The 17,660-nt window shown below is 54.1% G+C and carries 18 protein-coding genes; 7 read left to right on the top strand and 11 right to left on the bottom strand.

The window, feature by feature from the left end:
- The first annotated feature begins 46 nt into the window (after positions 1-46).
- Both E0E41_RS05850 and E0E41_RS05845 read left to right on the top strand, forming a co-directional pair.
- Entirely contained in the window at positions 47-3,076 is a 3,030-nt protein-coding gene (locus E0E41_RS05850; RefSeq protein WP_242623708.1) for an RNA dependent RNA polymerase, read from the top strand.
- Positions 3,066-3,938, top strand: coding sequence for a hypothetical protein (locus tag E0E41_RS05845; protein ID WP_130869134.1), 873 nt, complete (start codon positions 3,066-3,068; stop codon positions 3,936-3,938). Before E0E41_RS05850 ends, E0E41_RS05845 begins: the two co-directional genes overlap by 11 nt.
- A gap of 6 nt (positions 3,939-3,944) precedes the next feature.
- Here E0E41_RS05845 and E0E41_RS19235 read toward each other — a convergent pair whose 3' ends face one another.
- The 4 genes from E0E41_RS19235 to E0E41_RS05825 all read right to left on the bottom strand — a co-directional run bounded on the left by E0E41_RS19235 (position 3,945) and on the right by E0E41_RS05825 (position 6,614).
- Positions 3,945-4,163 carry a DUF6809 family protein gene (locus E0E41_RS19235; protein ID WP_368019937.1) on the bottom strand — a complete coding sequence of 73 codons (219 nt, stop codon included), beginning with the start codon at positions 4,161-4,163 and terminating at the stop codon, positions 3,945-3,947.
- Between the two features lie 513 nt (positions 4,164-4,676).
- Entirely contained in the window at positions 4,677-5,291 is a 615-nt protein-coding gene (locus E0E41_RS05835) for a DUF1349 domain-containing protein (RefSeq protein WP_087397518.1), read from the bottom strand.
- A gap of 20 nt (positions 5,292-5,311) precedes the next feature.
- Positions 5,312-6,235 (bottom strand): AraC family transcriptional regulator, encoded by a 924-nt coding sequence (locus E0E41_RS05830; RefSeq protein ID WP_130869133.1) that lies wholly within the window; start codon positions 6,233-6,235, stop codon positions 5,312-5,314.
- Between the two features lie 13 nt (positions 6,236-6,248).
- Positions 6,249-6,614, bottom strand: a complete 366-nt coding sequence (locus tag E0E41_RS05825; RefSeq protein ID WP_130869132.1) for an ArsR/SmtB family transcription factor — start codon at positions 6,612-6,614, stop codon at positions 6,249-6,251.
- Between the two features lie 161 nt (positions 6,615-6,775).
- On the opposite strand from E0E41_RS05825, the gene E0E41_RS05820 reads away from it, so the two are divergent.
- Both E0E41_RS05820 and E0E41_RS05815 read left to right on the top strand, forming a co-directional pair.
- Positions 6,776-6,994, top strand: a complete 219-nt coding sequence (locus E0E41_RS05820) for a cation transporter (protein ID WP_020989649.1) — start codon at positions 6,776-6,778, stop codon at positions 6,992-6,994.
- A gap of 94 nt (positions 6,995-7,088) precedes the next feature.
- Entirely contained in the window at positions 7,089-9,089 is a 2,001-nt protein-coding gene (locus E0E41_RS05815; RefSeq protein ID WP_368019878.1) for a heavy metal translocating P-type ATPase, read from the top strand.
- Between the two features lie 52 nt (positions 9,090-9,141).
- Here E0E41_RS05815 and E0E41_RS05810 read toward each other — a convergent pair whose 3' ends face one another.
- Complete coding sequence (locus tag E0E41_RS05810; protein ID WP_130869131.1) at positions 9,142-9,705, bottom strand: TetR/AcrR family transcriptional regulator; 564 nt, start codon at positions 9,703-9,705, stop codon at positions 9,142-9,144.
- A gap of 199 nt (positions 9,706-9,904) precedes the next feature.
- Between E0E41_RS05810 and E0E41_RS05805 the strand changes: the two genes are divergently transcribed.
- Complete coding sequence (locus E0E41_RS05805; protein ID WP_130869130.1) at positions 9,905-11,800, top strand: heavy metal translocating P-type ATPase; 1,896 nt, start codon at positions 9,905-9,907, stop codon at positions 11,798-11,800.
- Between the two features lie 134 nt (positions 11,801-11,934).
- On the opposite strand, the gene E0E41_RS05800 is transcribed toward E0E41_RS05805, so the two are convergent.
- From E0E41_RS05800 to E0E41_RS05790, 3 genes are read right to left on the bottom strand one after another with little or no spacing between them, the layout of a single operon-like run.
- On the bottom strand, positions 11,935-12,852 hold the full coding sequence (locus E0E41_RS05800; RefSeq protein WP_087397605.1) for a radical SAM mobile pair protein B: 918 nt from the start codon (positions 12,850-12,852) through the stop codon (positions 11,935-11,937).
- Positions 12,840-13,529 carry a radical SAM mobile pair protein A gene (locus tag E0E41_RS05795; protein ID WP_130869129.1) on the bottom strand — a complete coding sequence of 230 codons (690 nt, stop codon included), beginning with the start codon at positions 13,527-13,529 and terminating at the stop codon, positions 12,840-12,842. Before E0E41_RS05795 ends, E0E41_RS05800 begins: the two co-directional genes overlap by 13 nt.
- Before the next feature lie 27 nt (positions 13,530-13,556).
- A complete protein-coding gene (locus tag E0E41_RS05790; protein WP_087397609.1) occupies positions 13,557-14,060 on the bottom strand; it encodes a flavin reductase family protein in 504 nt (167 codons plus the stop codon).
- Positions 14,061-14,208: 148 nt separating this feature from the next.
- Here E0E41_RS05790 and E0E41_RS05785 point away from each other — a divergent pair, with 148 nt between their 5' ends.
- Complete coding sequence (locus E0E41_RS05785; RefSeq protein ID WP_087397611.1) at positions 14,209-14,574, top strand: winged helix-turn-helix transcriptional regulator; 366 nt, start codon at positions 14,209-14,211, stop codon at positions 14,572-14,574.
- An 82-nt stretch (positions 14,575-14,656) separates the two neighbouring features.
- Here E0E41_RS05785 and E0E41_RS05780 read toward each other — a convergent pair whose 3' ends face one another.
- Genes E0E41_RS05780 through E0E41_RS05770 form a run of 3 tightly spaced genes read right to left on the bottom strand, consistent with a single transcriptional unit; the run spans position 14,657 to position 16,632 of the window.
- Positions 14,657-15,250 carry a sugar O-acetyltransferase gene (locus tag E0E41_RS05780; RefSeq protein WP_130870782.1) on the bottom strand — a complete coding sequence of 198 codons (594 nt, stop codon included), beginning with the start codon at positions 15,248-15,250 and terminating at the stop codon, positions 14,657-14,659.
- Between the two features lie 43 nt (positions 15,251-15,293).
- Complete coding sequence (locus tag E0E41_RS05775; RefSeq protein WP_130869128.1) at positions 15,294-16,169, bottom strand: patatin family protein; 876 nt, start codon at positions 16,167-16,169, stop codon at positions 15,294-15,296.
- A 4-nt stretch (positions 16,170-16,173) separates the two neighbouring features.
- Positions 16,174-16,632 (bottom strand): Rrf2 family transcriptional regulator, encoded by a 459-nt coding sequence (locus E0E41_RS05770; RefSeq protein WP_130869127.1) that lies wholly within the window; start codon positions 16,630-16,632, stop codon positions 16,174-16,176.
- A gap of 100 nt (positions 16,633-16,732) precedes the next feature.
- Here E0E41_RS05770 and E0E41_RS05765 point away from each other — a divergent pair, with 100 nt between their 5' ends.
- On the top strand, positions 16,733-17,653 hold the full coding sequence (locus E0E41_RS05765) for an NAD-dependent protein deacetylase (protein ID WP_242623707.1): 921 nt from the start codon (positions 16,733-16,735) through the stop codon (positions 17,651-17,653).
- The last annotated feature ends 7 nt before the right edge of the window (positions 17,654-17,660 follow it).

Below are 17,660 nucleotides of genomic sequence, written 5' to 3'. Positions count from 1 at the left end.
ATTTTGAAATGGTTTGTGGTAGAATAGAGCAAACGGAGGTGAGCCAATGGCGACCTATCAGATCTACGAGCTCTCTGCCCGGGCGGTAATGAGTTATGCCGCGGAGCAAGACGGCGTTTACACCTTTGCTCTGAGCCGCAGCGCCACCGAGCACTGCAAGGTGCCGGGCGCCAAGCACGAGCAGGACAGCTGCGCCATGTTCCACCAGCTGATGTACCAGCTCCACGGAAACAGCTGGCGGGAGCGTGGCGAGGAGAAAGTCACGGCTCTCTCCGATGTGCTGTTCTATATGGACTTCGCCGGGATCTTTGACCGGAGCGGAACCGGAAGGATGCAGCGGGCCCGCCGGGAGAAGGCCAGAGATATGTTCCGTCCCGAGGGGATCACCCTGGACTTCGGCGGCGGTCCCTGCCGCTATGTGGCTTTTGAGCGCTCCGCCAGCATGAGCCGCCAGTCCCGCCTCTCCTTCATCCGGGCGGAACTGTACGAGCCCATGCGCCAGCGGATCATGCTGAACATGGAACTGGGCCGCTACCAGCTCAGTAAACTCTACGCCTACAACGGTCTCATGTTCTCCAGCGGAACCCGGGTGGACGACATCCGCATTGACAAAAATCACAGGGTCATCGTCGTAGACAATCCAACCACGAGGGTAGGGCATGTTCCTATCCTCACTCTGCGGGAGCTCGACCAGCCAGGAAAGTTTCGCCTGTCTGAAGATTATCAGGATTTGGACATCACCTGCTTTGACGGCGTGGGCCTCATCTCCAAAGAGTATGCGGAGGTAGTGGACAAGGCTTGCTGCGGCAGCCACACTCACACCTCCTTCCAGATTCGTATGCCCTACATCAAAGGGATGCTCCATCAGGTGGATTTCAAGGACTTTTTGAAGCGCAGCGGCACCCAGACCATCGTGGACATCTGGGGCAAGGCTCACCCCGTCCGCAGTGTGGACATCATCCTCACCCGCAGTCAGTTCAAGGCCTACGGCTGGCTGCAGGAGAACGGCATGACCTGGGAGGACTACTGGGACGCCTTCCGGGAGTACAACCACGCCCTGTACATCACTAACCTTAATAAGACGGAGCCGGAGAAGTTTGTAGAACTCAACTACCAGTTTCTTTCCACCCTCTCCATTCAGCCGGAGGAGTTCCGTCCTGCCGACCTGCCGGAGGGCTGGGAGCACAGTCCGGAGGATGATCCACGGCAGTGGCTGACCAAGGCCACCGAGACGGCCTACTATAACTTTCGTGCCAATGAGGCATATCAGCAGGAATACTTTCGCCGGGGCCTGAGTCAGCCCAGGGGAAGCCGGGCGCATATCATGGCCCGGGTGCTGGAGAAGAACCCGAAGTTCATCCGCGAGCCTATCTACGCGGAACAGCTGGATGGCCAGGCCCGAAAGATCCTCCGAGGCTACGCCGTTGGGCGACTGCTGGTGCCGGGGGACAACCGCTTTCTGTCGGGTGACCTGCTGGAGCTGCTACGGCAGCTGATCACGCCCCGTGTGTTCCAGTTGCCCGGTGAGCGGGACTTCTGCAATCAGGTGATGGGAGATTTCTTTGCGGAGGACAGCTTCTTTGCGCCCGGCGCGGCCTATGACCATGAGGACAGCTGCACTCTGCTCCGCAATCCCCATATCGCCTGGAACGAGGAATTGCAGCTGTCCGTGTATCCAGGGGGAGACGCACTGCGCCAGCATTACCTGGACCACCTCACCGATGTGGTCATGGTGTCCGCTGACAGTTTGGCAGCGGAGCGGCTGGGAGGCGCGGACTACGACGGCGACCTCATCAAGACCATTGCCGATCCTATCCTGAACCGCTGCGTCAAGCGGAACTATGACTACGATGTCCATCAGCAGCTCTCCAACAACGCCAACCTGCCCCTGCTGAAAATTCCATCCTTATCCGCACCCAAGTCCGACACCAAAGAATGGCAGGCTCGTTTTCAGACGGTAGAGAACACCTTTGCCGCCCGCATTGGACAGATCTGCAACGCTGCCCTGGATCGCAGCGTCATCGCCTACAACGACCACGCTGACCCGGAGGAGCGCAAGCGGTGCCGCCGGGACTTGGAGTCTCTGGCCATTTACAGCGGACTGGAGATCGACGCGGCCAAGACCGGTGTGCGGCCCAACCTGGATGAATTTCTGGGCGGACGAAAGGTGAAACGCACTCCCTTCCTGCAGTACAAATATCTGTTGGAGCGTGCGGAGGAGCGCCGCCGCGCCTGGTACGAGCCCACCCACCGGGAGCGTCTGGATTCCTTCTTTTCCGGAATCGACTGGGACACGGTGGACTCCCCAGTGGAGCGTTTGCCCTGGCTGGCCCGCCAGTTGGAGCGCAACACGCCGAAGGTCCAGGAGAAACCGGCGAAGGACAGTGAGTTGTTTGTCTTTGCCCAGGAACGAAGTTGGAAGAAGCGGCTGGATGAGAACATTCTTTCTTCTGTTTCTGCCTTGCTGTGGGACTACGAGCACTGCCTCTCCCGCATCCGGGCCTGCCGCGCCCCCGCCAAGGGACAACAGCGGAAAACGGACATTGACCGCATTCTCTACGCCAGGGGACAGGAAGAAGTCTACGACAGCGACGAACTGTATGCCTTCTTCCAGCAGCTTTCATCGGAGCGTATTTCTACTTTGAGAAAGGCGATTGTGGATCAGCAGTGGCACCTGATGACAGAAGAACAGAGAGAAGCATTCCTGCGGGAGTGGTTGCCGGAGGGTGCGGACTACTACGATTTGCTGACCGACTTCCGCCACGGCGGGTTCCGTATGCTGGGAGATCTGGTCTGTGATATCGACGATCTGGAGACAGCCCGGGAACGGAAGCAGCTCCGCCGCTCGGTGGACTCCCCGGCCTTCCAGAAGATGATGGAGGCCTATCTGTCCGCCCCCTTCAGCGGCAACGAGCGGGCCGTGGTGTCCAGGGCCTGCCGCAAGCTGTTGAATAAGATCGTCCGGCCCAGCCTGGCGGTGCCCTATGTGGTGGCCCTGGGTAAGCGAAACCTGCTGTGGGATCTGCTGCTGGATCACATTGAGGAACATGTTCTGGAGGTGAACCATGCTGAATGAGTGGAAGGAATTGCAGGACTATACCGGTGTGGTAAACTACACCGCCCGGAACAAGCAGGACACCACCTATCTGGGCCGCTTCACCTTCGACACCATTCTGGATTTCGAGGGGCTCAACCGGGTGTTGACCATCCTGGCAAGAGGGTTTCTGTTTCATAACGAGAATGGCAGCCCAGCCGAAGCGCCCCGGGAACGCATCAACTATGCCAAGCGGGGCTTATGCGCCTGGTGCAGTGTGCCGGACAGCAAAAAAGCCACGCCCCGGGAGGCGTGGCAGTTTGGCAGTGATTTTGGGGAACTTCATTCAGAGTTTCCCGGCCTTGTGGACGAAAACGGCAGCGGATGGTTTCACAGGCATGTGCATCAAGTGGTGGATTTCGTGCGGAAAAATCCTGAGCAGGCATCCAGCAGCGCCCAAAAGAAGTGCGCCGCCATTGAGAAAGGCTTTGACCATGCCTGGCGGGACAAGGTGGTCCAGATGCAGATCCCCCTGTTTGCTCCCACCACCAAGGGACAGTGGGGCCTGCGGTTTGACAGTTTTCTGGCCCAGGCCTTGGAACTGGGGCCGCTCCGCAGCGAGAAGCCGGAACTGCCACCTGCGCTGGTCGAACAGCTCCACAGCCTCACGCCTAAGGGCGTTCCCGTGGAGATGGTGGAGACGCTGGCAGCCTACTACTTTGCCAACAAGCCGGAGGACTCCGACTGGGTAGTGCTTCCGGTGGCTAACTTTGATGCGTACTTCGGCACTACCAGCTTTGGGAGGAAGTATCTCAAGCAGATTCCGGAGACCATCCTGGAGCGATCTGAAACAGGCTTTGGATTGTGCCGGTATCGGTTGGGGGAAGCTATTGTGATTGAGTAGATAGAATCAGGCATCCATCTCCGCTTCTTCTTCCGGAGATGGGTGCCTGTCCATTTCAAAGTGATTCAGTTCGTATGTCAGTTCCCACGCCAATTTAAACCCGCAAAGGAAACTGTCCACGGAGCGTTCCTCCGCAATCAGGCCCTGTGCATCCATGATACGAAGCGCCAGTTTACGCTCCGGCTTGTCCAACCGCTCAATGAGCTGTTGGTGGCAAGTTTCGATTTCCTACTCGGCCGCCTCCATAGACAGCGGAATTATATCAGAAGGAACATACGACCGGCATCAACAACAACGACCATTTGAAACTGTTCCGCCACACTGAGCAAAACCAGATTTTCTATCAGACCTATTTTAAGCTGGGGTATGATGACAATTATAAAATCATTTCTTATGACACAGAGCTTGCTCAAAAGTACTTTTAAGGCCGCTTTATCCAGTTTCACATGGAATTTTTCAAAAGCAGGCTGACACGGATCATCAAACTCTGGCTTTAAAATGGCTGCCGGAAATGCCGGAGGAAATGTTTGAGATCATAAAAAGCGAGTTTCAGGGCCGAGAGGCATTTTTCGCCTCATCTGCGGAGTGACGCCTGAATGGATCAGTGTTTCTTATCATTTTATCGGGACGAGGCCAGCATCTCCCCTATACAGAACCCCGGCGGCGTTTCCTCAATGTAAGGGAAACGCCGCCGGGTCCTTATCTTTTTCGTTATTTTGCAAGCTGGCCGTATTTTTGTCAAAGTACCTCGTCCGGTGCCTGACCATCATGGGCCAGCCACTTGCACTCCGTCCATTCCATGTTGGTGAATACCGCACGGAAGAAAGAATCCTCCGGGCTGCAGGCGTAGATGCCGAAGTGGATTTTCCCCTTTGCTTCATGCAGGTGGCAGATGCGCATCTGCCGGAACACGCTCCCATCCTCGGAACATTCGATACAAAAATCGTCCTCTCTCCGGCTTAGACGATACCACATGGATTTGACGCTGGCCGGGATCTCTGTGGTTGCCCAGTCTGAGTACCCGTGATTGGTCACCACACTGCCCAGGTGCTGGAACTTCTCGTTCTCATACTCAACGGAGCCTTTCAGCCAGTTTTCACTGTCCAGATACACGACCACACCGCACTGGTCAAAACGATGGTGGCTTTCGGCAAATTCGGTTTTTACCACAAAGGAGAAGAACTTCTCATCGGTGGTCATTTGCAGGACCGGGGCATTGTCATTTCGGAAATGATAATAGGTTCTTTGCCACAAATCCGTGTGGGGCTGGGTGACAATTTCGATTCGGTCCCGGGTAATGGCGCTGCTTCGCGGCTCCCTGGTCCACCGCAAGCTACTGACATCAAATTTCATGTTGGTACCCTCCTAATGTTTCAGATTGATTCTGAGCTGCGATTTCGTCGGTATTCCTTAGGCCGCATATGATATTGCTCCTTGAATACAGAAGAAAAGCGGCTTTGGCTGTCGTACCCGACTTTTTGGGCAATCTCCGCAATGCTCTGTTCAGACGTTCGAAGCAGCCGGGCGGCGTATGCCATCCGATGCTCCCGGATATGGGCGGCGATGGATGTCCCATAGACGGCCTTGAAGAGCTGCTTCAGGGTCGTGGGGTTCATCAGATATTGCTTGGATAGGGATTCAATGGAAAACCGCTGTTCCAGATGGTCCGTCAGCTGGTCATGGATCTGACGGATGATCTCCACCTGCTCTGCCCGGTATTCCGTAAGATGCTTTTCCTTTCTGGCTTCCATCTGCCTCAGAACAAGAAGAAGCTCCAGCACCTTGATTTTCTGCCAAGTCAGCCGCATTTCTTTGGGAGGCACATACAACCCCGAAAAGATTTGCTGTATGGTCTCATTCCCCGCCAGAGCTGTGCAGGTACCGTCCTTACAATATTTCTCCCGTAGAGCCTCCCCGGTAACAGTTGAACCAGCCAAGGGTGCGGGCGGCTGTGTCGATAGCCGCTCCAGGTTGATATAAACAACAATCCCTTCGTAAGAACCATTCGGAAGGGTAATGGCGGAATCCCCACAGACATCCATCGTATTCAAGGAAAAATCGCCTGGTCCCAGATAAATCCGGTTGCCGTTGCCCATGTCCCATCCCATTCTGCCGGAGATACAGTAGTTGATCTCCAGCATCTGCGGCAACGGTACGTGGCAGACGTGGAAAGCGTCTTTTCCGGACGCAGAGAGGAACGACAGCTCGATGCCGGGGTAAAGCTCCAGGATCTCAGGAGGGTTTTCCCCGGTGTCACGGTGAATGGATGATAGAATCCCGTGGTATTTCTGTTTCATGGCGGGGCCCCTTTCACTCCGGACAGGCGATTGCCATCACCTGTTCTATAGTTTTGTGCAACAGCTGCACCTGCGGGTTGTCTGCCGCCCGGTAATAGACTTCTTTGCCTTCCCTGCGGTTCACAATCAGACCGCAACTGCGGAGTACGCGCAGATGATGGGAAACGGCTGGGCTGGACATCTCCATCAGTGCGGAGATATTGATGACACATTGCTCTGTATGGCACAAAAGCCAAAAGATGCGCAGTCTTGTGGTATCGCTGAGCTGCTTGAACAGCTCCGCAACCGTTTCAAATCGCTCTGCCTGGCGCAGCCCGGATTCGATCGGTTCCAGATCGGCTTGCACATCATGGGCATGGGGCAGCGAGGGATATTTCATAGACGCTCTCCTTTTTCGCTCGTTTGGAAATACTTTTCGCCTGTTTGGCAGGGAGTCTCTCAGTGGTGTTGACTTCTCTCTTGGCAGAAATTATACTGCACCCATAACGATTAAACAAGTGATTAATCTTAAAAATGAAATTTTGAGAGGAGTTTTTTGTGATGAAAAAGACTTACAAGATCGAAGTGGACTGCGCCAACTGCGCCAACCTGATGGAAGAGGCCGCCCGCAAGACTGCCGGTGTCGCCGCTGCTACCGTGAACTTTATGACCCAGAAGATGATCGTGGAGTTTGCCGAGGGCCAGGACGCTGCTCAGGTCATGGACGGTGTGCGGAAGGCCTGCAAAAAGGTGGAGCCTGACTGCGAGATTTTCCTGTAATCGCTCATAAAAGCGCCCGAACAGCGCAGGCTTTCGGGCGCTTTTTCATCCCGAACAAGAACACGAGGAAGCAATCGCAGAAAGGAGTATTACCATGCAGGAACTGCTGGAAAGCGGCCTCTTGGTCGTTGTCACAATTTTATCCGTGGTTCTGCTGCTCATGGGGCAGAAGAAAAGCAGCGGTATGACCAGAAAGCAGAAGGTTATGCTGTGGCGTATTCTGATCGCCACCGTATTGCTGCTGGGACTGCAGACGCTGGGAGCCGAAGCATTCGACCAGCTGGGAGCAGCTGGCCGGTGGATCCGCCTGGCCGTCCATCTGATAGACTATCTGATTATCGGATACGACATTCTGAAAAAGGCGTCCAAGGGGATCTGCAACCGGCAGATATTTGACGAAAACTTTCTGATGGCTGTGGCCACTTTGGGCGCGCTGGCCTTGGCCGTCTATGAAAACGGCGAGTACCTGGAGGTTATCGCCGTCATGCTGTTCTATCAGGTGGGCGAGTGGTTCCAGAGCTATGCCGTGGGCAGAAGCCGCCGCAATATCAGCGATCTGATGGACATCCGTCCCGATTACGCCAATGTGGAACGGGACGGCAAGCTGGAAAAGGTGGATCCCGATGAAGTGGATGTGGGGAGCATCATCATTGTCCAGCCCGGTGAGAAGGTGCCCATTGACGGTGTGATCGTAGAAGGTACTTCCACCCTGAACACGGCGGCTCTGACCGGGGAATCTCTGCCCCGAGATGCCAAAACCGGCGACGAGGTCATCAGCGGCTGCATCAACATGACCGGCGTTCTCAAGATTCAAACCAGCAAGGAGTTTGGGGAATCCACCGTCTCCAAGATCCTCGATCTGGTGGAGAACGCCTCCTCCCGCAAATCCAAGTCGGAGGATTTCATCTCCCGGTTTGCCCGCATTTATACCCCGGCGGTGTGCTATGCGGCGCTGGCTCTGGCTATTCTGCCCCCGCTGGTTCAGATGGTAGGAATGGGGCTGGCTCCTGCCTGGGAGATCTGGATCTACCGTGCCCTGACCTTCCTGGTGGCCAGCTGTCCCTGTGCCCTGGTCATCAGCATCCCCCTCAGTTTCTTCGCGGGCATCGGCGGAGCCAGCCGGGCCGGTGTACTGGTCAAAGGCTCCAACTATCTGGAAACGCTGTCTCAAGTCAAAACCCTGGTCTTTGATAAGACCGGCACACTGACCCAGGGCGTTTTCGAGGTCAACGGCATCCACCACAGTGACCTCAGCGACGAAAAGCTGGTGGAATACGCGGCGCTGGCTGAAAGCGCCTCCTCCCATCCCATCAGCAAGAGCCTCCAGCGGGCCTACGGCAAGGAAATCGACCGTTCCCGGGTCACCGAGATTCAGGAGATCAGCGGCAACGGCGTCATCGCAAAGGTGGACGGCGTGGAGGTCGCGGCCGGCAACGACAAGCTGATGGATCGCCTGGGCATTGCCTACATCTCCTGCCACAGCGTGGGTACCATCATCCACATGGCCATCAACGGCAAATACGCCGGACATATCGTCATCGCAGACATTGTTAAACCCCACAGCAAGGAGGCCATCCGGCAGCTCAAGGCCGCCGGTGTCCGCAAGACGGTGATGCTCACTGGCGACGCCAAAAAGGTGGCCGATCAGGTGGCCGCCTCCCTGGGACTGGACGAGGTTTACAGCGAACTGCTTCCGGCGGACAAGGTGGAAAAGGTGGAGGCGCTTTTGCAGGCGAAGCCGGAGCGGGAAAAGCTGGCCTTTGTGGGCGACGGCATCAACGACGCCCCGGTGCTGCGCCGGGCGGATATCGGCATCGCCATGGGAGCCATGGGCTCCGATGCCGCCATCGAAGCCGCCGATGTGGTTCTGATGGATGATGACCCACTGCAGATTTCCAAAGCAATTAAAATCTCCCGCAAGTGTCTGGGCATCGTCTACCAGAACATTGTGTTCTCCATCGCAGTGAAACTGGCCTGCCTGATCCTGGTGGCCTTCGGCGTAGCCAATATGTGGCTTGCCGTTTTCGCCGATGTAGGCGTCATGATTCTGGCGATCCTGAACGCCATCCGTGCTCTGCGGGTGCAGAATTTATAAGAGAAAAAGCAGCCACGGCCTGATTCCATTTCGAAATCAGGCCGCGGTCTTTTCATATGATCGGTTCAATGACAGCACGAAAATAGCGGTCCAGATCCTCTGGTGTCTGTTTCCTGTGTCCTTTGATCCACCACAGTACCATTTCCACAAAGCTGCCGGAGATATGGTTGATCAAAAAGTCCTCCGGAATGTCGGTATTCGCTTTTCGGTTCTGATTGATGAATTGGGATCGTACCAGCTCATTCAAGCTGTCCTTGAAAAAGCGCAGGAACATTTCGCTGCTCTCACAGGAAAGCAACGCAATGATATTCTTGTCATTTTCCTGTAAGTGCTGCAACAAGTGACAAAATACCGATTCCGGGGCGCTCCCGTCTGAGTACAGCCCGTGGGTATGGGTACAGTCCATGGCGCTGCCGATGATATGCCCAAACAGCTCTTCGCATAACTCTTTCAGCAGATCATCTTTGGTTTCAAAGTGGGCGTAAAAAGTGGTGCGCCCCACATTGGCAGCGTCGATGATTTCCTGCACCGTAATCTTGCTGTATGATTTTTCCGCCAGGAGGGACGTAAACGCCGAAAAAATAGCCGTCCTGGTTTTCTGCTGACGCCGGTCCATCTGATCCTCCTCCGTACAAATCCCGCAAAATGTTCCGTAGCAAACACCTGAAAGGAATGGTCTATTGTTTTTTTTAACATGCTTTCATACAATCAAAGAGAACAAAGTGTTCGCTATTGCATTTATTGTACGGAAATATCCGGCATCCGTCAAGAGACTACATGCCAGTCGGAATGCCGTACAGATGGGAGGAAAAACGATGTTAAAGAAGATAAATGACCTGCTTGCCGGGCTGCCTATGACCATTGTGGCAGGCGTTTTTTTGTTGATTGATCTTGTGCCCCATCTGGCAGAGGAATTTGGCGGCACGCCGATGCAGCTGAGCGTCTTGCCCTTTGATCCCGCATGGGTCACAGTCCTCATCAGCGGCATCCCCCTTTTGTATCTGGCGATCTGGAGGATCATCTATAATCCCGGCATCAGCAAAATCTCTTCCGCACTCCTGATCTCCATCGCTATGTTTGCCGCCATTGCCATCGGAGATCTATTTGCTGCCGGTGAGGTGGCCTTCATTATGGCCATCGGCGCCCTTTTGGAGGAAGCTACCACAAACCGGGCAAAAAAGGGATTGAATCAGCTGATCCGCCTGGCACCCACAAAGGGCCGCCGGATCAACAATGGGACAGAAGAAATGATCCCCGCCGAGGAGATCCGGCAAGGCGACACCCTACGGATTCTCCCCGGAGAAACCATTCCTGTGGACGGAACCATTATCCATGGCGAGACCTCCGTGGACCAGTCCATCATGACCGGGGAATCCCTGCCGGTGGATAAAAGTGTGGGAGACGAGGTCTTTTGCGGTACCATCAATCGTTTTGGCTCCATTGACATGACCGCAACCAAGGTGGGTGAAAACAGTTCTCTGCAAAAACTGATCCGTATGGTCCAGGAGGCGGAAAACAAGCAAGCCCCCATGCAGCGCATTGCGGACAAGGTGGCAAGCTGGCTGGTGCCGGTGGCACTGCTCATTGCCATTTTGGCATACCTATTTACCAAAAATATCATTACCGCCGTCACGGTGCTGGTGGTGTTCTGTCCCTGCGCCCTCGTGCTGGCAACGCCCACCGCCATTATGGCGGCCATTGGCCAGGCGACCAAGCACGGCGTCATCATTAAGTCCGGCGAGGCCCTGGAAAAGATGGGCAAAGTGGATACCATCGCGTTTGATAAGACCGGGACCCTGACCTATGGCCGGTTGGACGTCAGCGACATTGTTGTGTTCGATAAAGCCATGAGCGAGATCGCGCTGCTCTCTCTAACCGCCTCCGCCGAAGCGAAAAGCGAACATCCGCTGGGAAAGGCCATTGTAGCCTGTGCCAGGGCAAAAGAAGTGCCCGTTATGGAGTCCGCCTCGTTCAAAATGACTGCGGGCAGGGGCATTTTCGCGGAGATCCAGGGGCGCAAGCTGCTCTGCGGCAGCGAGGCATTTTTGCGGGAAAACGGGGTGTCCACGGGCGCTGCCGTAAGATCCGTATTGGAGCAGCTGCGCGCCCAGGGAAAGGCCTCCGTTCTTGTGGCGGATGGGCAGAATTGCATCGGTGTGATCGCCCTTTCCGACGTGCTGCGCCCGGAAGGCAAGGATATGGTCGCCCGCTTGGCAGATATGCACACCCGTACGGTTCTGCTGACCGGCGACCATCAAAGAACGGCGGATTATTTTGCCCGGCAGGTAGGTATTTCGGAAGTGCGGGCGGAGTTGCTGCCCGAGGAAAAGGTGCAGGCGATTGAAGCCTTGCAGAGAGAACATCGTAATGTATGCATGATCGGCGACGGCGTAAACGATGCGCCCGCGCTGAAAACCGCGGATGTCAGCGTTGCCATGGGAGGTATGGGCAGCGACATCGCCGTGGACGCTGCCGATGTAGCTTTGATGAGCGATGATATCTCCAAGATTCCATATCTGAAGCGCCTATCCAATGCAACGGTCAAAACCATCCAATTCAGCATCAGCCTGTCCATGTGCATCAATTTCGTGGCTATCATCTTATCCCTGATGGAAGTGCTGACGCCCACCACAGGAGCGCTGGTCCATAACGCCGGCTCCTGCTTTGTGGTCCTGATCGCCGCGCTGCTCTATGACAGAAAGTTTGAATAGGCTTTTACAAGAAGAGAATCGTGCATTACCCGGCATTCCGTAATATGGGAAAATGGAACATCCCGGCCTGTATCAAACACAGGCCGGGATGTTCTTGTCATCGAAAACCACATAGGTGCTCTTCTTCGGCAGTTCTATTTGTTTCGGCTTCTTCTCCCGGTATTTTCCGAGCCGCGGACTTCCTCGTGGTAGAAGTAGTCCACGATTACCGGATGGCCCGGCTCCGCCCGGCCATAGGGCAGTTCGTTGTCCACAAAAGGACAGCCGTTTTCCATCGCCAGCTGTTCTGCCTGCTGCTCAAGGCCCCGGAAATAGCTCCGGTCACCCTTTTGGTAGATAGCCTGGTACAGGGTTGTTAAATGCGGATGCTTTTCCTGGATGTAGTCTAAAATCTCCTGCTTGAATCCGCCCCGCAGATTCAGATTCTCCAGCCAGACCAGGTCGCACTGATTCTTCACCCGATGGAAAATGGCCTCGAAATCCGTAATCCCGGGAAATACCGGCGCGATAAAGCAGACGGTGCGGATGCCTGCGTCGTAGATCTGCTTCATGGCATGGAGCCGCCGCTCAATGCTCACCGCCTTGTCCATATCCCTGCGAAAATCCTCATCCAGCGTGTTGATGGACCAGGAAACGGTTACCTTTCCCATCTCCCGGAGCAAGTCAATATCCCGCACCACCAGGTCGGACTTGGTGCAGATGAGGATCTCCGCCCCGCTGTCCTTCAGCTGCTCCAACAGCTTGCGGGTGTTTTGAAACTGCTCCTCCTGGGGGAGATAGCCGTCGGTCACCGAGCCAATGACTATCCGCTGTCCCCGGTATTTTTGGGGATTTTTGATCTCCAGCCAGTGTTTGACATCCAGAAAGGTACCCCAGGGCTCGGTGTGTCCGGTAAAGCGCTTCATAAAGGAGGCGTAGCAGTACTTACAGCCATGGGTACAGCCCACATAGGGGTTTACAGAGTAGCCTCCCACGGGCAGATTGGATTTGGTCATGATGTTTTTTGTCTCTACATTCCGAATCAGGATACCGTTTTCCATCATTTCTGCCATTTGGCTTGTTCCTCCAGTACCTTATGAAATGCGGTGGGTAATTCCTGTATCATCTGCTCCTCTCCCATAATGGGAAGCAGGTCTTCCTTCATAAAGACCGGGATGCCCAGAGCATGGGCTTGGTCTGTCAGGTTCCACACCCACTCCGGCTTAGATATGGATTTTCCTTTTCGGCGTCCAGTCTCGGTTCCGATGACCACCCACTCGATCCCTGTGAGATCCACTGGCCCGATGTCGTCAAACATGGGCTCAAAGGTGGCGTGATAATGTCCGCCGCGGATATGCTCCCGCAGTGCCGGAATCCGGTTCTTTTCCCTGCAAGAGGTAACGGTCACGCCGAACCAGGCGTTATCCAGATGGGTAGAGAAATCGATCTCCTCCGGCCGCTTGGTCAGGAACAGATACTGGTGTTGGGGATTGCGCTCCATTTTGGCAAATACCTCATCCCGCCACTCTGCTCTCCAGCCGGAAAAGTCACTCATTCCAGTGAGTAGAAAAATCTGGGGTCGAGCTTTCTCCATAAGCCGCAATTTTCCGGGGAAGTACTCCGGCTTCTCAAAGTCATCAATCATATGGAACCGTCGTACATTATTTCTGGCATAACAGTAGCTGCAGCCGATGGTACAGCCAATGACCAGATTCATGTTTTGAATCTGGGATTTGATGCACACCGCCATTGGAATCTCCCCCAGTTCTTTTCTTTCTTAGCCTTCTACCGCAGGGGCTACTTTTCCAAAGCCATTCCAGGCATAGAGGCCCTGTTTGCTCTCATCACCCAGGAACTTATCCACCTGGCAGATATGCAGGATATGGTCGCCCACCTCTACAGCCTGCTGCAAAGTAGCTACCATAGCAAGGCGGGTATCCGCGGGAATCTGAATGTCGCTGCCCTCTACCGAGGTCATCTCAATGTGGTTTTCCTCTACCTTATGGCAGGTGGCACCGGTGGAACTGCCGCAGGCCACCACGGCCTTGGCCAGGCTCTCCCCCGGAACGGTCACGATCACCTTGCCGGTTTCCCGCACCCGCTTGCCGGTATGGGACTGCTTGCCGGCGGCAAAGCCGACCATGGGCGGGTTGAAGGACAGGTAGGACACGAAGCAGATGGGGGCCAGGTTCGTGGTGCCGTCCTCATTCTGGGAACAGATCAGGGTCAGGGGATTGGGGGAGGTATAGACAGTGGCCTCCATAATGTTCAGTTCTTTCATAAATCAGCGCCTCACTTTCAATTAGTTCTATCATTGACATCCCATTTTGATGCCGATATAATTATTATACTTAGAAGAAATAACGGTGCAAGTACGCAGATTATTTGTACTTGGTACGAAAAACCATACCGACGGAGAGGGCTGCGTTATGAATCAATCCATGACCTATGAGGAATTTCAAAAACGAGTGGGCAGCGTTATCCTGACTGAAAACGGAAACTGCCCGGTCACACCAGTGGTCCAGATGCTCCAGGGAAAATGGAAACTCCAGATCATCTATGAGCTGTGCATCCAGTCTCCCATGCGGTTTGGCGAACTGAAGAAGATGCTCAAACCGATCACCAACACCATGCTCACCAACGCATTGAAGGAGCTGGAGGGGGATGGTCTGGTACACCGGGAGCAATATAATGAGATCCCGCCCCGAGTGGAGTATTCCCTGACGGAAAAGGGCACGGATCTGCTGCCCATCTTCTACGCCATCTCCCAGTGGGGCATGAAATATATCCCTTGAGCAAGAGGCTTTCCAAGAGTTCTCCAAAACAACAAGAGACGCCGGAATGGTTTGACAATCGTTCAAATCATTCCGGCGTTTTTTAAAAGGAAACGGTATGCAAGTCGATCTTGTCTGCCTCCGTAACAGGTCTTAAGGGCCGGCAGGGTGTTCCCGCAGCAACAACGCCCGCAGGAATGTCCCGGGTCACCACACTCCCAGCGCCAATAATAGAGCCCTTCCCGATGATGACCCCTCCGCATATCACAGCATTGGCACCGATCCACACGTCGTCCTCCAGGGTAATGGGAGCTGACGTGGTAATCGCCTCTGCCCGTTGTTGGGCATACATGGCGTGGCCCACACAACTGATACATACGCCGGGGGCAATAAAGGCGTTAGCACCGATATGCACCGGGGAAGTATCCAGAATCACACAGTTATAATTGATAAACGCCAGTCCGTGCGTATGGATATTGAATCCATAATCGCAGCGAAAGCCAGGCATCACAAAGGTTTTCGGATTACATGTACCAAACAGCTTTTCCAAAATCTCTCTGCGCCGCTCCTCCTGCCCGGGCGGCAGCTGGTTATACTCCCAGCACAGCTGCTCGGCATTTTTCTTCAGACTCTGAGGAAGATGAAAGTTATAGACGCTGTACGGCGTACTGCTTGTCAAAAGTTCCATTGGTTCCATCGTTTGTTTCACATACCTTTCTTCTGCTAATGCTCATTTATGGTCAAATACTCAGAAATTCCAATAAATCGTTTTTCCATGCGGCAAAATCTCGCAGCCCCAAATCATACAGGTTTCGTTCCGCATCCTCTTTCATGGAGTAAGTCCCCACATGGATGGGCTCACTGGCAGCAAAGACAAAGGCAGTCCCCTCCCTCTCCAGATAAAACACATCTTTCAGGTTGTCGTTGTACACCACATGACGGCGATCAATGGCATCCACAATGTTGGGATAACTGCGGCAGGCCCGCCGATACAGCGTGCGCATACCCTGAGGCTTTCGTACATAGTCCCGGTTCTTGGAGAGAATGACCACCAGCTTATCACAACCCTGCTCCAGGGCGCGGCGAACCGGGATGGCATCGGTAAGGCCTCCGTCAAAGTAGGGCACCCCGTTGAGTTTCACCGGATGACAAGCAACCGGGATGGCACTGGAGGCCATGATCAGGCGGTAATCGTCCTGCGCCATCATTTCCCGCCCATAGTACTCCGGCAATCCTGTCAACGCGTTTGTGACCACAATCTCGTACTCCGCCGGATTTTTCATCAGAGCGGGAAAATCCAGAGGATCTTCCCCTTCTCTGCGGGTCAATTCACCATAGATGTACTTCAATCCAAACAGATCTCCGGTTTTCAGCAGACTTCTCAGCCCGAAGTATTTGGGTGAATGAATGTGCTCCGTAAAAAAGCGAAGATTCCGGCCTCTTTGCCCCGCCAGATAGGAAGCCAGATTGCCTGATCCACCGGATACGCCGATGCAATAATCAAATGTAATCCCTTCGTCCAGAAAGGCATCCAGAATTCCGGCATTATAGGCACACTTCATCCCGCCGCCTTCCACCACCAATCCGATCTTTTTCTGCGTGTTCGTTGTCAACATCTCCTCATGGGGTAAGTTCTCGCTCCGACTTTTGTTCCAGTTCATTCAGTTTCTTATCGTACCGGTCTATGATGTCCTGCAGGCTAATGGCCTGCATTTTTTGTTCGGCAGCCCTCTGGATCTCCTGGTAAAAGTCCGCAATGCTCAGCTGCACATAGATCCCCACACCACATTCCGGATTGGTATCAATATCCCAGTGGAGCAGGGGCTTATTCCCCTCAATCGCCCGGTAGACATCCAACACGGTGATCTCGCCCGGTTGCCTGGTCAACTCCGCCTTGGCCTGTCCTTGTGAGCTGGTGATAATACCGGCACTCTTCAATGCAACCATCAGCTGCCGGATATAGGCCGGGTTCGTTTTTACACTTTCTGCGATTCTGGCACTTGTGATCCGCTGTCCGGCTCCCATATTGAGAAAGGCTAATATATGAAGTGCGTCGCTCAACTTGGTAGAGTATTTCATGCTCTCACCTCAAAAAATTTTTCGTTGCCTACTTGTAATTTATAAAATAACATGATATGCTTGCGACATGTAATTATTATAATAACAGGTCGGAGGTACCATGTCAACTATGCTGCTGAACCGTAACACATCCATAGATTCCGCCGTCCACCGCCAAAATGTTCAGGTCTTGCTGGAAAAAATTGCTGAGGCCGACGCAATTTTGGTGGGCGCTGCGGCGGGTATGTCCGCTTCCTGCGGCTTCAACTTCTTTTATCAAAACGATGCGATATTTGAGCAATACTTGGGAGATTTTCACCGAAAATATGGATTTATTGGCGCATTCAATGGCTTTTACTACCGTTATCCGTCCCCGGAGGCACACTGGGCGTTCCTGGCCCGAATGGGTTACATGGAGTATGAATGTCCTACAGGCCAGCCCTACTATGACCTGATGACGCTGCTCCAGGGCAGGAATTACCACATTATGACCACCAACCAGGACTTTCAGTTTACCCGCGTGGTACCGGAAGACAAGCTGAGCGCCATCCAAGGGGACTCCCGCTATTACCAGTGCAGCCGCCGCTGCCACGACGAGATCTACTGGAACAAAGAGATGGTTTATGAAATGAACGACGCAATTGACGAAAATCTCTGTATCCCAACAGAATTGATCCCCCGGTGTCCCAAATGCGGTGCGGAAATGGAGCCTTGGGTGCGGGGTTATACCTTTTTGGAGGGTAAGAAGTACAAGGAAGAATACAGAAAGATCAATGAGTTCCTGATCGCCAATCAGGACAAAAAAATTCTCTTCCTGGAATTGGGGGTGGGGCGCATGACCCCCATGTTCATCCAGGAACCCTTTTGGAGCCTGACTTATTCTCTCCCCCAGGCGTATTACATCACGGTCAACCCAAAAGACGCGCTTCTGCCCCAAGAATTATCGCAAAAGGGTTGGGCCATCAAAGAGGATATTGCCGCAGTCTTACAGGATGCGGCAGCACACATGTCCGGAAAGGGAGATTCGGTATGTATGATCTAAGACCAGT

Origin of the sequence: Intestinimonas massiliensis (ex Afouda et al. 2020) (genome assembly GCF_900626285.1) — a bacterium.
Lineage (GTDB): Bacteria > Bacillota > Clostridia > Oscillospirales > Oscillospiraceae > Flavonifractor > Flavonifractor massiliensis_A.
Note: the sequence above shows the minus strand (reverse complement) of the source record. Positions and strands in the feature narration are given on the sequence as shown.

Coding starts and splice junctions, on each gene's coding strand:
- E0E41_RS05835 (WP_087397518.1), bottom strand. CDS start 5,291: ATGAAATTTGATGTCAGTAGCTTGCGGTGGACCAGGGAGCCGCGAAGC.
- E0E41_RS05765 (WP_242623707.1), top strand. CDS start 16,733: ATGTCAACTATGCTGCTGAACCGTAACACATCCATAGATTCCGCCGTC.
- E0E41_RS05850 (WP_242623708.1), top strand. CDS start 47: ATGGCGACCTATCAGATCTACGAGCTCTCTGCCCGGGCGGTAATGAGT.
- E0E41_RS05800 (WP_087397605.1), bottom strand. CDS start 12,852: ATGGCAGAAATGATGGAAAACGGTATCCTGATTCGGAATGTAGAGACA.
- E0E41_RS05785 (WP_087397611.1), top strand. CDS start 14,209: ATGAATCAATCCATGACCTATGAGGAATTTCAAAAACGAGTGGGCAGC.
- E0E41_RS05815 (WP_368019878.1), top strand. CDS start 7,089: ATGCAGGAACTGCTGGAAAGCGGCCTCTTGGTCGTTGTCACAATTTTA.
- E0E41_RS05780 (WP_130870782.1), bottom strand. CDS start 15,250: ATGGAACCAATGGAACTTTTGACAAGCAGTACGCCGTACAGCGTCTAT.
- E0E41_RS05845 (WP_130869134.1), top strand. CDS start 3,066: ATGCTGAATGAGTGGAAGGAATTGCAGGACTATACCGGTGTGGTAAAC.
- E0E41_RS05770 (WP_130869127.1), bottom strand. CDS start 16,632: ATGAAATACTCTACCAAGTTGAGCGACGCACTTCATATATTAGCCTTT.
- E0E41_RS05830 (WP_130869133.1), bottom strand. CDS start 6,235: ATGAAACAGAAATACCACGGGATTCTATCATCCATTCACCGTGACACC.
- E0E41_RS05795 (WP_130869129.1), bottom strand. CDS start 13,529: ATGGCGGTGTGCATCAAATCCCAGATTCAAAACATGAATCTGGTCATT.
- E0E41_RS05775 (WP_130869128.1), bottom strand. CDS start 16,169: ATGTTGACAACGAACACGCAGAAAAAGATCGGATTGGTGGTGGAAGGC.
- E0E41_RS05790 (WP_087397609.1), bottom strand. CDS start 14,060: ATGAAAGAACTGAACATTATGGAGGCCACTGTCTATACCTCCCCCAAT.
- E0E41_RS05820 (WP_020989649.1), top strand. CDS start 6,776: ATGAAAAAGACTTACAAGATCGAAGTGGACTGCGCCAACTGCGCCAAC.
- E0E41_RS05810 (WP_130869131.1), bottom strand. CDS start 9,705: ATGGACCGGCGTCAGCAGAAAACCAGGACGGCTATTTTTTCGGCGTTT.
- E0E41_RS05805 (WP_130869130.1), top strand. CDS start 9,905: ATGTTAAAGAAGATAAATGACCTGCTTGCCGGGCTGCCTATGACCATT.
- E0E41_RS05825 (WP_130869132.1), bottom strand. CDS start 6,614: ATGAAATATCCCTCGCTGCCCCATGCCCATGATGTGCAAGCCGATCTG.